Annotated in this window: 10 protein-coding genes; 2 read left to right on the top strand and 8 right to left on the bottom strand. The window is 46.8% G+C overall.

Features of this window, described 5'->3' with window-relative positions; genetic code table 11:
- The 5 genes from KAI37_RS11120 to KAI37_RS11100 are packed head-to-tail and all read right to left on the bottom strand — an operon-like array spanning position 1 to position 9,595.
- Positions 1 to 654 (bottom strand): beta-mannanase, encoded by a 654-nt coding sequence (locus KAI37_RS11120; RefSeq protein WP_071640745.1) that lies wholly within the window; start codon positions 652 to 654, stop codon positions 1 to 3.
- Positions 655 to 672: 18 nt separating this feature from the next.
- Complete coding sequence (locus KAI37_RS11115; RefSeq protein ID WP_023988389.1) at positions 673 to 1,962, bottom strand: vWA domain-containing protein; 1,290 nt, start codon at positions 1,960 to 1,962, stop codon at positions 673 to 675.
- Positions 1,963 to 2,008: 46 nt separating this feature from the next.
- Positions 2,009 to 4,375 carry a transcription initiation factor TFIID gene (locus KAI37_RS11110; RefSeq protein WP_220031263.1) on the bottom strand — a complete coding sequence of 789 codons (2,367 nt, stop codon included), beginning with the start codon at positions 4,373 to 4,375 and terminating at the stop codon, positions 2,009 to 2,011.
- Positions 4,376 to 4,378: 3 nt separating this feature from the next.
- Entirely contained in the window at positions 4,379 to 7,768 is a 3,390-nt protein-coding gene (locus KAI37_RS11105; RefSeq protein WP_220031262.1) for a tubulin-like doman-containing protein, read from the bottom strand.
- Between the two features lie 24 nt (positions 7,769 to 7,792).
- On the bottom strand, positions 7,793 to 9,595 hold the full coding sequence (locus KAI37_RS11100; RefSeq protein ID WP_076294129.1) for a vWA domain-containing protein: 1,803 nt from the start codon (positions 9,593 to 9,595) through the stop codon (positions 7,793 to 7,795).
- 300 nt (positions 9,596 to 9,895) lie between these two features.
- Here KAI37_RS11100 and KAI37_RS11095 point away from each other — a divergent pair, with 300 nt between their 5' ends.
- Together KAI37_RS11095 and KAI37_RS11090 are read left to right on the top strand one after the other, a co-directional pair.
- Positions 9,896 to 10,048: a hypothetical protein gene (locus KAI37_RS11095; RefSeq protein ID WP_023988385.1), complete on the top strand. Its 153-nt coding sequence runs from the start codon at positions 9,896 to 9,898 to the stop codon at positions 10,046 to 10,048.
- Positions 10,041 to 10,958: a hypothetical protein gene (locus KAI37_RS11090; RefSeq protein ID WP_220031261.1), complete on the top strand. Its 918-nt coding sequence runs from the start codon at positions 10,041 to 10,043 to the stop codon at positions 10,956 to 10,958. The genes KAI37_RS11095 and KAI37_RS11090 overlap by 8 nt, the downstream gene beginning before the upstream one ends.
- A 139-nt stretch (positions 10,959 to 11,097) precedes the next feature.
- Here the strand turns inward: KAI37_RS11090 and KAI37_RS11085 are convergent, their stop codons facing one another.
- From KAI37_RS11085 to KAI37_RS11075, 3 genes are all read right to left on the bottom strand, one after another.
- Entirely contained in the window at positions 11,098 to 13,854 is a 2,757-nt protein-coding gene (locus KAI37_RS11085; protein ID WP_220031260.1) for a PHB depolymerase family esterase, read from the bottom strand.
- 273 nt (positions 13,855 to 14,127) lie between these two features.
- On the bottom strand, positions 14,128 to 14,466 hold the full coding sequence (locus KAI37_RS11080; RefSeq protein WP_220031259.1) for a hypothetical protein: 339 nt from the start codon (positions 14,464 to 14,466) through the stop codon (positions 14,128 to 14,130).
- Between the two features lie 134 nt (positions 14,467 to 14,600).
- The gene (locus tag KAI37_RS11075) at positions 14,601 to 15,731 is read right to left on the bottom strand and encodes a bifunctional cystathionine gamma-lyase/homocysteine desulfhydrase (protein WP_025724184.1); all 1,131 of its coding nucleotides are present in this window, start codon (positions 15,729 to 15,731) and stop codon (positions 14,601 to 14,603) included.
- Between the last annotated feature and the right edge of the window lies 1 nt (position 15,732).

Genomic DNA, 15,732 nt, shown 5'->3' with positions numbered 1-15,732 from the left:
TCATTCAGGGACTAATTCATATACCGTGCCATATTTCTGGCCGTCCGTAAAAAACAGCCGCACATATTCATCTCCCCCCACTTCAACAGCGGGTAAAACATTCCGTCCCGCGGCAAAAGGTGCCGTGAACGGATACAAGGTTCCATCGTCCCGGTCTGCCGGATAGCCTCCGCGCTTCTTCACGTAGCAAAGTGCCTCCTGCGGGACAGGAACTTCGGCTGTCACCTGAATCTGGACGGTTTTGCGGCTGCGAAACCAGCTTTTTTTATGGTGAACTGCATATCTGATTTTAGCCCTCCCCGTGCTCAACTCCAGTTGATTGGCTCCGTCTTGCTGACGGATCACGTAAGTGTCTCCATCCTCCCGAACAGCCGGATACACGGTATACCGCACGCGTCCAATGCCTTCAATTCGGTCACGATAGTTGCCAGCAGCCTTATACTCCTCGCGTGTAAAAAGTTTTAGGCTTGAAAAAGGCTGTAAAACTTCACCCTCATTTTGCCCATTCACACCTGCATCGGCCGATTGTTTCGCAATATATACCACGGCTGCGCCCTCAGGCCACTGCCAGCGTAACACAACCCGGTTGTCATCAATTTTGTGGCTCAGCTCCGAAATAATAGGATCACCGGGCTGTGCTTCCCTATACTGCATAAGTTCCAGCCTCCCGTTCTAAAATCCACTGCTGCGTCGATTGCGCGTCGGGGCTTCCGGTGCCCCTCTCCGGCGTCCTGACGGCGCCCCCTGACTTCCTCCACCGGAAGATCGGCGAGTATTTTCCGCAATCGGCAGAACAAGCGAAAAGACAGCAATAAGAGCTGCCAGTACGAGCGCTGCCACCAAACGAATCATCAAGTCGCCTATAGGCGAGCCAGATAGTCCCTTTTCCAAAATAAAACCAGCGAGCAAGCCCGCCGGGACTCCTCCAATCGCAAAATTCCGAGCGAGAAAACGGTTGTCGAACATCAGCCCAAGAGCCAATCCCAATAGAGCTCCGATAATGACTAGAGCTGTTACGCGATAAATGGCAAAATACAGACTGTCGGCATACTCACCTGTCCGCTCCGTAACCAGTGTGCGATCACCGATTTTGTTATATATTTTACCAAACGCCTGAGTAAGTCCTTGGGCATTGGCTACATTAGAATAAGTACCGCCTGTCAGGTCAGCAATATTTTGCAATAAGGCTATACCATCCGACTCTGCCAGTTTCAGCCCGATTGTATTGATCGGAATCTGACGGGCGATATAAGGAGCCAATGCTGTCTGGGTATCCAGATCGCTAAAGCCATCAGAGAGCATAATAACGAGAGAACCTTTTTCTGCATTACCTTGGGTTTCAATCTCCTTGATCGTCTCGTCCAAAGCAAGCCCGATCTCTGTACCGCCTGACATTATAGTCTGCATACTATCGATTTTGGAATAAACCGCTTGCTTCTCTGCATCTGTACCAATGGGAGTAAATGGCTGAACCAACTGCGCAGCAGATTCAAATGAAACAATGGCTACCCGCTTGTCTCCATCCATTTGGCCAATCAGACTCTTGGCAGCCGTTAGGCGCTCATTATCGGGATCTGTTTGCTGCATACTCCCGGAATTATCAATCACAAGCACGAGGTCCTGTACGCTCTTGCGCCCTTCAGGGTTAACCTGATAGCCCAACTCCAATAGCAGACCTGCCACGAACAACATCACTAGTGTAGCAGGCACCAGTAACTTCCAGGATAACCCGGAGTAGCGCTGCCGCCATGAATGCCCATTTAACTGTGGCGAAATTAGTTCGCCAATCAGACAACCTAGGCCAATGCACAGTGCCATGATGCCAAAATACAGCCCAATCACGACGATATGCGGCCAGTGCCCTATCAATTTGTGAAGAATAAGCTCTCCCAAGATGAAGCCTACTACAGCGCCCAACAAGCCGAACAGTAATAGGAGAACGTTAAATTTACGTTGCTTCATAAGAATCGTTGCTTCCTTCCATCATTAAAGTAGGATTAATATGTGGCTACCGCAATTCCGGCAACCGGTCCACGTCGATTCCGTGAAACACGAAACCATTCGCAGTATATGTCTCATAATACGTTTTGCCGTTGCGGTAAACCATCAGATCCTCCAGATGGAAGCCGCCCATCAAATGCAGCTTTTCAACCCCGCTGCTGCGACGCTCATGTACAAAACCCAACTTGTAAATACGCGAAGTAATGTCCACATCCATCGCATAAGGAAGAAATTCGCCTTCATAGTCACCAAAGAAGTACTTTTCTTCATACCGATGCTCATGAGTATAGTCGAGCAAACGTACGTTAATTCCGCCATGTTCCTCTAACGTTTGATACAGTTTTTTAAACAGCTCATCCTTCGGAACGACCAGTCGATTTTCATATGCAGCAGCTACATTAGCACGCCGCAATAATTCTTCTTCGAAGGTCTGATTAAACGGCTGTGAACTGAGAATCAAAGTGCGACAGGTCTGCGTAAGTCGATCCACCAATGCGGACAGGCCCCCGTCCAGCAATCCGGATACAGGCCCCATATGCCGGGTATCAAAGAATATAGATTTCCCCCGCTTGCTTTCCAGCTCACGCATGACATCCTCCGTCACACGCTCGTAATACTCGAACAGGTTTTGACCTGTGTAACTGTCGGCCTGCCGAATACTGTCCGTTGCAGCTTGATGTAATTCACGCTCCAGGCTGGAAAGCTGTACTGTAATATGCTTCGCTTGTGCATGCCATTTTTCTATTGCCAGTTCATAGCGGCGAAGTAACTCCAAATCCGCTTGAATCCGGAGCATGTGCAGCTTGTGCCCGTAAACCGTCTCGGTCAGGTAACGGATCAAGCTGCGAACATTATGCTTATCCATGAGGGGCAGTCGTTGAAAAGGCTGGTCCTCCACCCGCCCGCTATACAGGGTGTCCAGTTCAGCAGCACTAATCTGCAAGTCATTGGACGTATCCCGAATCAGTCCCCGAATGGCCGTAAGCACATTTCCTGTTTTATTTTCATCCGTCCAGTCTGTCAACTCGAATAAGCCGATTTCAGGATATTCCTTGGCAGCTGCACCCACAGCCGTCTGCAAACCTGATTCCGCCTGAAAGTCTCCCAACCGTTTGTGTACAATCCGTTCACAGTTATCGCGGAAAAAGGCTTCGCAGCCCTGACCGAACAAGGCTTCCTCCGCCTCACGTAATGTCATTCGCTTCAAGGAGCCGTAGCTGGCTCCGCTGGTCATCAGTGCGCTCATGTCCGTGATCGCCTCATTACCAGGAACTAGATCATTTCGCGTGCGACCGCGCTCAGCAGCATCTAAACCAAAATAATTCAGCTTATCGCGTATGTCCCACTCCTGCTCTGTTCTCATACGCTCTAGCAGCTTTACATAAAAGTGATACAGCACCGTGAGTGCGATTGACTGGTTAGGGCGGTTGACTCGGGAAAATCCAGCCGACACATAACCCTGCCGCCCGGATTCCGTCATGATGTTGTTTTTAAACGATGTATTGTTGTATCCCCCATCCTGTGACCGATAGGAATCTCCTGCCTGATAGCGGTTTTTAAGAAGCTGAATGTGGCAAATGATGTCACAGCTTTCTCGCAGGCTATTCGGCACCGTTACGCCGCGTTCGTTCTTGTCGGACAGCACATAGACGAGATCGAACAACGGTGATGGGGCATGGGATACTGGAATGGTCAATTTGTCCTCGGTCATATGAAGCGGTGCCGTAAACGTATACTCTGGACTCTGGATATAGTCCAGCTCCCGCATGAAAGCCACGGACGTTGCACTACTGTAGCCGAATTGGACAGCCTGATCGCTTTCATTCACCAACACATACAGATCCATTTGTACCGATTTAAAAGACTGCGCAAAAATATACTCCGCCAACAGCGTAATTTCAGGGATTAATACGTTCATGGGGTCATCCGCTGTCGTCAAAATCGACAAATGGACACGCTCGAACGAAGAATACAACCGACCGTAATCTGCCAGATGTCCACTAGCCCGGCGCAACGCGGTGTTAAGCTCAATTAGCTGCGATTCATGTGTATAAAAAGCCTGGTGCAAGTCACGGCGTATCGTTTGGTGGCCACTTTCCTCCGGTACCGCTATCGTATGAACAATAGCATCCACCGAACGATCTACAGCCGCATGTTCTTCCTGCGAGCGGATCTGAATATACGTTACTCCCGTGCTGTTATCCCACTTGGTCCGGTTGATATCTGCAATGGTGTTCATCACTGGGTTCATGCGATCACCGATAAAAAGAAACACGGACGGGAAATGGATGCTACTGCGTCCATCCCCGCTTCCGATTAATTGGTCCTCTGCGGCTGCATAGTCAGCCGCATAACGTAACAGCTGCTCTCTCATACTTTACTTCAACTTTCTGCGGATGTCGTTTAATTTTCCAGCCATTTGAGCATAGAATGCATAAAGTTCCGCTCCGTTAGCCAGCTCCACCTTTTCATATTCCAATTGATTGCGGGCCTCAGTGTAAGTTGCAGCCAGTTCATCCAGCTTCGCCAGCAATAGTGTAATATCCTCAGATGAAGTCAATACAGCATCACGGCGATCCGCCTTGCGCATTAGAGCAGCAAATTTCTTTTCTTCCAAACCACGGAAGTTTGTAAACACTTCAAACTCCACATAATTACGGCTCTTCATGACATTGGCAAATGGCTCCCAAGCCTCTTCCTCTTCGTCGCGATCATAGACGTACAAAGCACCTTTTTTCGTAATCGTGTCCGTATAGAGTGCCTGAATGAACTGATCCAGCCATTTTTCTTCATCCTGATATTTGCCCAGCAAAGCTTCCAATTCAGCAGCTTTCGCTTCAATTTGTGTATATTTCGCCAGTTCTTCACGAACCACCTGTGTTAATTCTGGTGAACGGATCAGGTTTTCCTTCGCCATCTCTTCATTGATGCTGCCAAAGATGTCCTTGCTTCCGGCCTGCTCCAGCCCTTCAGCCAGCAGACGTTTCAACTCAGACCATGCTCTTTTTACCTCACCCAAATTCGGCTTGGATTCCTGCAAGCGCATATCGTAGCCTGCCAGCATCGCATTCAGATCTAGCGCATGTGAACGGATTACAGTGAAGCGGCTGCTCGTATTCTGATCGACATCCTTTTCCCGAATCACGCCAAGTGACTTGGCACGGTCAAAATCATTACGAATGCGGGCATTGTAAGCTTGCACACGCGAATTGACGTAAGTTTCGCCCCATGACTTTTCAGGAATCGGCGACGGCAGATTAGTCCAATTGTTCTGACCTGTTTGCACCAGATGACGGCCAATACCTTCGCGGTCAAGAATCGTTTTTTCATAGCTTTCTTCATACACTTTGAGCGGCGTATATACAAACAGAGGAACACCATTACGCGTATTGAGCCAGAAAATCCGGTTACGAACTTCACTCTCTTTAATAGTAAAGTGTGATTTGCCAATTGCATTATTTTGATAATTGCGAACGCCTTTCAGGATATTAGGCGACTGTACAGGTACTGAAACGAATCCCCATGACGGGAAGTACAAATTGCCAGAGCTATTGCTCAGATGGAACACAGGTACAGCTTCCTCATCCAGTTTACTCGCAATGTAGCGCTCCACAAATTTTTCAATGGCTTCATCTTGCCCGTATTTCATGACGAGGAAATCCTCCATGGAACGGGTAATGAGATCACCGAACTTATCAGTCAAGAAATTGGAGATTGAGCTGATGATGTCCATATCCTGATCCTTCACCCATTGATCTGAATTTTCGAGCAATTCTTGGGCAAAATCACGAATCAAATCGTCACCGTTGCGGTTATCCAGCAGCTTGGTCACAACTTCAGAAATATCCGGTACACTTACCAGATTCCAATAGTACGTTTTGTTACCTTTGTGATCGGACTGTTCTTCGCCGTTTATCAGCAGATCGCCATTCTTCTCGAAAATTGCGCTCAATGCGTTCAAAATTTCAGTAAATACATTATAAATGCGGCTATTTTCCTTGTTCAACAGGTCATACAGGTCTTCATAAAATTCAATGAGCTGCTCTGTACGTTCCACATCAGCCCGCAGCCAATATTCATTAATTTTCGCTTCAATGTACGCATTTTTCTTTTTATCCTTGGACACAAACGCGCTCTTGGCATCGCCCAGCTTTTCGTTCGCCTGCTCGCGCGCCCATTCAATGTCCGTTGGAATACGGTGCAGTGATTCACGCAACGTCTCAACATATGAAAGCAGCATTTTCAGCAAGCTAAATCCTTTTTCAGTATAAATCATGCGGGATACATAAAACGGCCCTTGCTCAGGATGCAGAAACATCCGGCGGATTTGGTCCGTAAACTGTCCTGTAATTTCGCCAGGAAGCTGTTTCTTCGCTTTGATATACTCTTCGCGGGCACGCGTCAGGAACGTTTGCTCCAGCTCGGTGTCCATATTGACAACTTGCATTTTAACAACATTGCTATAACTTAACCGTTCACTGTTTTCAAAGCCCGGAAGCGGCTCAGGTACACGGGATTCAAAGTTTTTGATCATGCTATCCAAATCCACGCCCAGCTTGCGGGCAAACTTCTCTACATCCTCTTGATTTGGCGATTGCTCAAACATTTTGGACATTTTTCCAAACATTCGATAGGCCAGATATGTCGTCATTTCCTCCATTGGCAGTACCGCCGAGGAAGCCCCGATAATATTGTAATCGTAGTTTGCCGGATAGGCCTTATTCATTTGTGCGATGTTGGTACGGATATTGCTAATATAGTCATGAATGGCAAACTCTTCGCCCGACTGTTTTTCCTCACTCGCCATAAAGTTGGTGATGTTCTCGGCGGTGACATTCATGCAGTAATCATAAGCGTTTTCCAACAGCTTGCCTTCCGTATTCGTGGCCGAAATGAGATGACACAGATTAAACGGCGGAAGCGGCGAGTTCACGGTCAAAATATTTCCGTACTGTTGCTTAAAGCGTTCACCACGGCTGTCTACATTCATCCAATAGTCCAGCTCTTTCAGTGCAGCATAGCCGTTCTTTTTAATATATTCACGTGTATGCTCGCTCAGGCTTTTGTTCGCTAAATTAATATCCGGTGTAAACAGATAACCTAATGTATTTACACGGTCTACACCTGCAGAGCCATAATCACGCTCAATAATTCCTCGGACGATATATGAGATATCGAGGAAAGTACCGCTTCCTGTACCGCCGGACAAACCGGACAGCAGGAACACCATAAGCTTCTTGTTGGTGCCTTCAGACAAGGTTTTGATTTTTTTGTCAATGCTTTGTACGACCTGATTGATTTTGGTGAACAACAGCAATCGTCCTGCCTGACGTACCCCTGCCGCCCCATTCATACCATCGGTAATGCTCAGCTCTGGGGACAGCCAATCGGTAATGTACGGCTCAAGAATGCTGCGGTTTTGCAGCAATCCGCCGATTTCCGCATTGGATAGCAATACAAACTCATTGATGGGGTCCAAACCAATCCCCTTGTATTTTTTGTTGCGGTCTTGTTCATTCGTTTCAAAAGCGAGAAATTCCACATTGTCCGGTTTATCGCTCTTTTTCTTGGAGATCGGATCTGCTGGAAGCTTGAATCTGCGGTTAATTTGATATTTCAAGCGGAGAAGGGCATCAATTCCCGTGCCTCCGAGTCCGATAATTAAAATAGGATTATCAATAGTATCAACTCTGATCTTATCGCTTACGATCCCCCCGCCGAGTGATACGTCTAATTGTTGGATATGCTCTCTAACTACTGGTTTCATAGATATGACCTCCTAAGGGTTCGTTTAGCTGTTTACTGAAATAAATTCCAGTAAAATGGTTTTGTCCACACTGGCTAACGGGATGGTCAGACGATCACCGTTTTTGAGTTCAAGACCGTTGCCTGTGTCTACAGCCCGTCCGGATTTCTCAATCGTAATCTCGGGGGTACTGCGCACAATGATACGATCCTGATTGGCTGGTGTGAACACGACCTTGTCGGTTCCAGCAAATTCCGGTGCCAGTTGCAGCAACTGGTGCAGATTAAATTTGCCCCGGAAGGTGTTCAGCTTCTTGTATTGTGGATACGTTTTTTCGCCAGTGTTCTCATCCCGGATTTCCAGTACGATTTGACCGACAAAACCACGGTTGGCCTTTTTGACAGCCTTCCAGATGAAATATGCGGCAACCAGCAGAATGAGCAGTCCCAGCCCTAAAAGAATGAGTGGCAGTAGCTTAGACTTTTCAGCAGGTGTTGTTGGCTGCGTCGTGCCCGTATTCGTACCGCTCGTCGCCCCTGCTTTAGCACTGATGGTTACAGGCTGTGTTTCACGGTAGAAGCTCTTCTCCTCTGCTCTAACGGTTAGTTCGTAGTCATGCTCATCTGGAATCGTATAGGAACCGGTAAAAGAATCCCCTGCATTGGTTAACGGCACCTCATTCGTTGTACCGGAATCCAGATCCTTGACCTTCAGAACAGCATTCATATTTGCATACAATTCCTGATCCTGAAGCTGCTGGCTATTGCTCGTCAGGTAGGAACGAATTTGAACTGCATCGCCTTTTTTGTATGATTTGGCGGACGGTGCGTCCATTTTCAGCTCCAAATCATAGTTAAACACCAGATTAATATCAATCTGATCCTGCTGGACTCCCTTGACTTGGAGCTTCCAGTCACCAGCCACAGGCTTGAGCAGTTTAATCAGCGAGTAGCTTTTGGACTTGGACAGCAGCACATCGCTTGAAGGAATCGGCTTGGTGTTGCCCGACGGGTCTATCAGTCTCGCATCCACCGGTTTCGAGGACATGATCGAAATGTTAGCCTCCAGCACACTATCGTTCGGTACGGTTACCGTTACGTCCTGATAGTCGCCGTTTGCCGTAATGGACTGCAAAGGCACCACTTTCAACTTCAAATTGCTGGCGAAAATTTCACTCAAGATGTTCGGCAGGTCATCCGCTGAGCTTGTAATAAAGGACTTGCCGCCCGTTTGCTGCGCTATGTCGGCGAGCTTGTTTTTATTCAGCTTCCCATCTGCATTCAAGCCGATGGTGTAGATCGGAACACCGCTATTTTTAGCCTCGGCTACAGCCTGTGCCATATCCTGATCGGATTGGCTTTCGGTTCTGCCTGTCGTCTTATTAAAATCGTTGTTACCGTCGGCCAGCATGACGATCATAGGCGCATGTCCAGCTGTTTTACCATCTTGCAAAATGCGGATCGCTTCCTTGACACCCACGGAGGTGTCAGTATACGCCCCCCGGTTCAGTCCGTCAATAAACGTCTTCAGTTCCTGCTTATCCGCTTCGGATGTAATATTAAGCAAGGCTTTCTCGCGCTGTACGACATCCGTATACGCTACAATCCCGACCTTGTCATTTTGCGTCGACAGCATATCAATGAACATTTTCATGGCTTCATTGCCAATTTTCCCAGGATCACTGGTGTTCATTGAATTACTTACATCGACGACCAGCACCGCATCCACCTTAGAAGCAGAGGGTGAAGCGGCATCCGCCATCTGTGGCTGCCATGCCAAAATCGAGGTCATGATCATTGTACATATGATTCCGATGACCAAAAACCATTTTCTGTCTCTACTAAACATCGCTTGTACCCCTTTGCCGGTTAATTCTCATTCTAAATTACAGTTGTACTCCCCTACTATTAAATTATAATGAGTTTTACATGAGCGCCAGCTGAAAATACTGCCCGAATGGTCTGAACCCAACCAAAAAGCCTGTTATACCGCGAGATTTTACCAATATCCTGCAGTAATGATATAATTATACCCCAACAAGGGCAATCGGGCACCAGCCTTCTCCTTTATACGACAAAAATGACAGTAGCGAAACCCGCCCATGTAAAATATTGAAGTAAAAATCCAAGCAGAAAGAGGAAGTACACTATGATCTCATACGGATGTCTGGCGATTATGTTTCTTTTTGTCGCCATCAAATCACTAATTTACTATATACATAAAAAACGCGCCCCGTCGATTACACAAATCGACACCGAGCTTCTGGCACTGCTGAACCGGAGAAGTGAACGCAATGAATAGTTCCAAACAAGCTGTACAATTTCGCCCATTTACCCGCACAGAACACGCCTTCCAAAAGCTAAGAGTCTGCAAGCGTTGTGGGCAATTTACCGCCCTTTGGGAAGAAAAGTGCACATCATGTGGTCGGGATACACTAGTTCCTGTAGAGCAATATGCCAGACTCAGAGCCAAACGTTATTTTCGTAAAGACCTTGCTGTCAGTATCATATTGCTGGCAACTACTGTCTTTTTCGGCCACTCGCCACAACAAATGCTTTTGTGCGGTATCGTCGGTGCGCTTCTTCTGCTGCCCTTGGTGCTTCTACAGCAGGGTATTTATCCTTATGAACAGCGTAGGCAGCTTATACGTCTGTTCAGAGGTCGTATAGGGCAGATCCAGGAAGGACTAAACGTTAATCATAAAAACGCGGTTGCCCTGCGGCAGCTCAGTGAGCGTGTCTCCTATGAAATGCTGCGTGAGATGGCTGTACTCATTCACAATGATCGGATAAGGCTCCAGCAGGTCGCCCTGCTGCAATCTTTTGTTCTCCGCAAAGACATGGAATTAACGCTCGATCCTCTCCTGATCAAGAGCTTCGAGCCGCTTATGGTCAGATATATCGGAGAGATTGCCAGGCTCAATCGTGAGCTGATCAAGGACCGGACATTCCGATACGTAGTCTTTTATGAGCGCCGTATTCTGGAATTGGCAGGGGGCGAAGATATTCTCGTCCGCGTAGCCAGTGCAGCAGTCCGTAAAAAGCGCTACGTAGTCACCCATTCTGCTTTCATTTCTAGATATGTACGCAAACTGCCAAAGGAACGAGTCCAGCGTTTATATCATATCATTCAAGAGAATCCGTTAGAACCCTTTGGAGATTTGGCCGATGAAGTAAAGATCATGTACCTGATGGAGCAATACAAAAGCTAAGCTGTCACAATGCCCTTCTTTATATGACGTCATCCCGATCACAAATCACTGCAATGAACCAGCAAAAAACCGTCAGGATCGCCAACGTGCCTCCAGACGGTTTTTTTAATTATGGATTATTATAACATTGTTATCTTTTTCATTGGCCTTGCAGTTTTTGTTGCGCATGTCTAAGGGAAGTAAAGTTAAAAGCGCGCACTCCCTTGCTATCACTCACAATAATCTCTTTATTCAAATACGGGTGTAGACCATTAAAGTATCCGGGCATAATCAGTCTGCGCATAAATAGATTTTTACCCAGCATACGGGGTGAATTGGTCGCTACAACAAGCATTTGCTGGGTTGCAGACCATGGGCTAGGTTGAATATATAACAGACAATACTCGCCTGCCGTAAACTCGTCGCCCAATGTATACCCTTCCTCCGTACATGTAATTTGCAGATCGGCTTGGTGCTTCTGAAGCAGCTCATGTCTGGACAAGCCCGAAGTGACACAAATCACGTTACTATCAGCCAGTGCTTCCTCCGTAATATCATTGGAAGACACCACCGGATAATGAACACCGATATACGGATTCCAAGTTGCTGTTCGTGGGCTAGCCAAGGCGTTCGCCGTCCGTCTCACCGCCTGCTCTTCCTCCGGTGTAGCATAGCTGGATGGAAGAACAATGTGAAGACGATCCATATAAACGTCAAGCACACCCATACCATGGCTCAAAACGTTTCTTCCCACGCTTTTCGAATCCACAATTTCCTTTTTGGCATCCGATTCTTTTGAAAAGCATTCACTGCTTTCTTCCTCCCGTTCGGCAATCAAACGGTATTCAGGTGAGGGACGTTTATGTGAGTGTGTTTTAACAAAGCGAAAGCGGCTGTATTCCCGCAAGTCCAACACGAAAATACGGGCTCCGATACGAACTTGGGCCAATTCCAAGGGCATGACCTCTTGAGAAAGATGAACGATAAATTCTTCGGCGTGAACTGCCTCGATATCCAACTCACCTGTGGCACTCATTTCACCGTACAACTCGGCATATTCCTCATTTTCATCCATTCGCGTCAGTTCCAGCCAGTAAGCCCGGTTATGTCTGCCCCGTTCCGTCCGATAGGCAATACGCTGAGGTACGACATCTCTTTTCCATTGCATAAGCCAACCCAGTACGCCGTCCAGAAGTCTCAGCTCATGCGTATCCCAGTGATTAGACTTCCGCTCTACGACCCCTTTAAAATGATCAGATGGAAGCTCTGTTACAGGGGCTGTGTATGCTTGTGCAAATAAGTAATCCTGATCTCCACATACATTCAATATTGGCATATTCAACAGATTTATCAGATGCTTGGGATGTGGCGCTCCAGAGATAACCGCAATAGCCGCAAACCGAGAAGGATAAGCCTGTGCCATCGCCCAGGCAGCATATGCTCCGTTCGAATAACCCGTCAGATAGATCCGCTCTTCGTCCACTCGGTATGCTTGCAGTATGACATCCAACGCTTCCAAAAAAGCAGCTTCTCCAATATAACTGCCCAACGTTACACCACGGCATGAAAAAGTAACGAATATAGCTTCCTCTTCCCAGCCTTGCCCAAAACCTCGATTCTGAAAATCCGGCAAACCCAGCTCATATCGCTTGCCTGGCATCAGAACGATCAGAGGATACTGTCGGTCAGTCGAATAGCTTATGGGAAGCTGAATTGTATAGCGTTGCAAACTATTGTCTAAACGGGAGACAAAAAATCCTTCCCCAATTCCGTCATTAGACAAAAAGATGTGTTCTTCTTGAAGTAAGGATGGGGAGTGTGACTGTTCGTTATGTCCACACGTGAAGATTTGTTTTAATAGCTTGATATATTCTCGTACAACCCGGTAATCCCAGATTTCAAAAGGATCTTCCGGCAAATCCGTTAACCTTTTTAATTCCTCAAGCAGGCCCTCTATTTGTATTTTCTGCGCAGAATGAAGAATATCTATAGCGCGGGCTTGAATGTACCGGTCATACTCTTCCTGCAAGCCCTCCACGACGACTGACAAAGGCCGCACAAGTGCCGAATACACAAAATGATGCTCCACAGCCTCATGATCCCGATATGTAACGGTGAAGTGCAGCATTCCCGTATTCCTGGCCTTTTCCTCGTCCCAGTCATAGCTTTGCTCCTGCTCCCAATGTGCTGGAAAGCGATCCAGCTTCATGCCTTCATCATTCGTTACCTCGACCCATAACGTTTGATCTAAGGGAAGATCTATCCGATCCTTACGCAGTAAATAAAATAAGATCGGGCTGTCTTCACCCTCCCTGCCAGCACTTTTCTCAACCTCTAACCAAGCCATATGAAAACGTATATTACGCTCTACAAACTCACGATGCAGTTCTGTCACATCTGGTTCGTCGCATACCTGATTTCCACTGATACGAATAGAGCGAGCCTCCTCGGGAATAAACGCAGCAATGATAACTATCGTGTGATCGCCTTCCTCCAGATACAAGCGAAAAGGACCGGATTCCGCATATACCAGCATGCCATCTATCCAAATTTGTCCCGTTCCTTCAAAGGGTCTGAAAATCACTTCCTGTGCAGCCATACAACGAAGATTTGAAACCAGCAAAAGCCTTTCTTGTTCGGCCAAAGGCGGAAAAACACCTAGATTCAGTTCGGCAGTCCGAGGGTCCAGCTCGGTCAATAATCGGCACGCTGCCTTTCCTCCGGCTGAAAGCTCTACTCCCTCTTCATCACAAGCCTTTTCCAAATTCCAATCCTCATGAGCAAAATAACTTGACCATTCCCTACCCACACCGCAATTTTTCGGGAGCATGACCGGACCGACTGCATAAGCAGACCTCAGACGTACCGGATGATCCGACAGCACAGTTGTTGCTTTTTCCAGATGTGTGAACCTCATAACATTCCCCCTCCAGGTTTTTGTTTCCTCAGAGACGTAGTCGCGGTTATATTCCGTTTAACATTCAATTTAACTATATAAAACTATTCGTTATTACCTCTACGTACTCCTCTGTTATTCTCAAAAAAGTAGCTATGATAAAACAAAAAAACGAAGAAAGCAGAGTGCTTCACTTCGTTATTAAAAATTTCTATATCTAAAAACCTATTTAATGCTGCCATGATTGTTGCTAACAATACTAGGGTATAGTATGTTTAGGGTGAAGTTACTATTTTAAAAATGTGCATAACTCGCTTGAATTTGCTTTTCCAACTTAATGCATTCTAACTTTAGCTCCCAAATCTGTTCGCTCCACGAGTTTCGATCCGCCGCGTTATTACTATTTCGTAAGAGATCAAACAACCTCAGCAATTCATCGTTTATCTGATCAAAATGTCGCCACAGTGTATTAATCTCAGAATCTTTAGTCTCTTTGCCATTCTCCAGCAATTGATGCCGCAGGGCTTCTTTGAGCTCCTGTTGCCACTCTATATCGTTCAATTGTTTCGCATAATTAAGAAGATCCAGATAGTCATCTACCTGCAGGTAACTACGTGTTTTTATCTGTTTCATAGGGTCTCTCTCCTTAGGACTCAATCTATTACCAAGTATTATACTAGGTTATTAAGGAAAAGCAATACTTTATTCTAGAATACACAAAAAAGAGGCAGCCTCAGCTACCTCTCTTGAACATTACGATTATTTTCTTACAATGCTGCCTGCAAATCCTCGATCAAATCTTCCAGATCTTCAATCCCAACCGAAATCCGCACCAAACCTTCGGTAATACCTAGCTCTGCACGACGTTCTACTGGAATAGAGGCGTGCGTCATACGTGCCGGAACACTAATCAGACTTTCAACCGCTCCCAAGCTTTCAGCCAGTGTAAAATATTTCACCTTTTTCAGAAGTGCAACCGCGTTAGCGTCGCTACCTACATCAAAGGAAATGATGCCGCCAAAGCCTTCGGCCTGGATTTTGGACAGTTCATGCTGTGCATGGCTTTCCAGTCCAGGATAGTACACTTTGCTAACCTTCGGATGTTTTTCCAAAAAGGCTGCAATTTCCTTCGCATTTTGCTCAATAGCTTCCATACGCAGACCCAATGTTTTAATACCGCGGATCAATAACCAAGAATCCTGCGGGCCGAGAATAGCACCAATGGCGTTTTGCAGAAAATGAAGTTGTTCTCCCAGCTCGTCGCTGTTCACAACAGCCAGACCGGCTACAACATCGCTATGCCCGCCCAAATACTTGGTAGCAGAGTGAATGACGATATCAGCCCCAAGTGTAATTGGCGTCTGCCAATAAGGGGTAGCAAATGTGTTGTCGACGATCAATAAAAGATCATGTTTTTTTACAAGCTCCGAAACAGCGCGGATATCCGTAACCTTCAAAAGCGGGTTCGTTGGCGTTTCGACATACAATGCCTTCGTATTCGGACGAATTGCTTTGGAGATGGCTTCCAGGTCAGTCGTATCCACAAATGTGGACTCAATTCCGATACGGCTGAGGACTTTGCTTACAATACGGTAGGTGCCTCCGTATACATCATCGGTCAGCAAAATATGATCCCCTGCATTAAACAGTGAAAATACCGCATGAATTGCTGCCATACCCGAACCGAAAGCAAAACCACGCTTTCCTTCCTCCAGATCCTTGATCAGCTCTTCCAGAGCAAACCGGGTCGGATTGCCTGTACGCGAATATTCGTATCCCTTATGGACGCCAATTTCCTCTTGCTCATAAGTGCTTACCTGATAAATAGGAACGTTAACCGCGCCTGTATGGGGATCGGTAGGAAGCCCGCCGTGAATCAGTTTTGTTTTGCGTTTCATT

The organism is Paenibacillus sp. S25, assembly GCF_019454085.1.
Classification (GTDB): Bacteria; Bacillota; Bacilli; order Paenibacillales; family Paenibacillaceae; genus Paenibacillus; species Paenibacillus polymyxa_B.
This window is presented reverse-complemented; position numbering and strand designations above follow the sequence as displayed.

Bases quoted from the DNA above. Each gene is read 5' to 3' on its own strand.
- KAI37_RS11120 (WP_071640745.1), bottom strand. From the start codon at position 654: ATGCAGTATAGGGAAGCACAGCCCGGTGATCCTATTATTTCGGAGCTG.
- KAI37_RS11115 (WP_023988389.1), bottom strand. From the start codon at position 1,962: ATGAAGCAACGTAAATTTAACGTTCTCCTATTACTGTTCGGCTTGTTG.
- KAI37_RS11110 (WP_220031263.1), bottom strand. From the start codon at position 4,375: ATGAGAGAGCAGCTGTTACGTTATGCGGCTGACTATGCAGCCGCAGAG.
- KAI37_RS11105 (WP_220031262.1), bottom strand. From the start codon at position 7,768: ATGAAACCAGTAGTTAGAGAGCATATCCAACAATTAGACGTATCACTC.
- KAI37_RS11100 (WP_076294129.1), bottom strand. From the start codon at position 9,595: ATGTTTAGTAGAGACAGAAAATGGTTTTTGGTCATCGGAATCATATGT.
- KAI37_RS11095 (WP_023988385.1), top strand. From the start codon at position 9,896: ATGATCTCATACGGATGTCTGGCGATTATGTTTCTTTTTGTCGCCATC.
- KAI37_RS11090 (WP_220031261.1), top strand. From the start codon at position 10,041: ATGAATAGTTCCAAACAAGCTGTACAATTTCGCCCATTTACCCGCACA.
- KAI37_RS11085 (WP_220031260.1), bottom strand. From the start codon at position 13,854: ATGAGGTTCACACATCTGGAAAAAGCAACAACTGTGCTGTCGGATCAT.
- KAI37_RS11080 (WP_220031259.1), bottom strand. From the start codon at position 14,466: ATGAAACAGATAAAAACACGTAGTTACCTGCAGGTAGATGACTATCTG.
- KAI37_RS11075 (WP_025724184.1), bottom strand. From the start codon at position 15,731: ATGAAACGCAAAACAAAACTGATTCACGGCGGGCTTCCTACCGATCCC.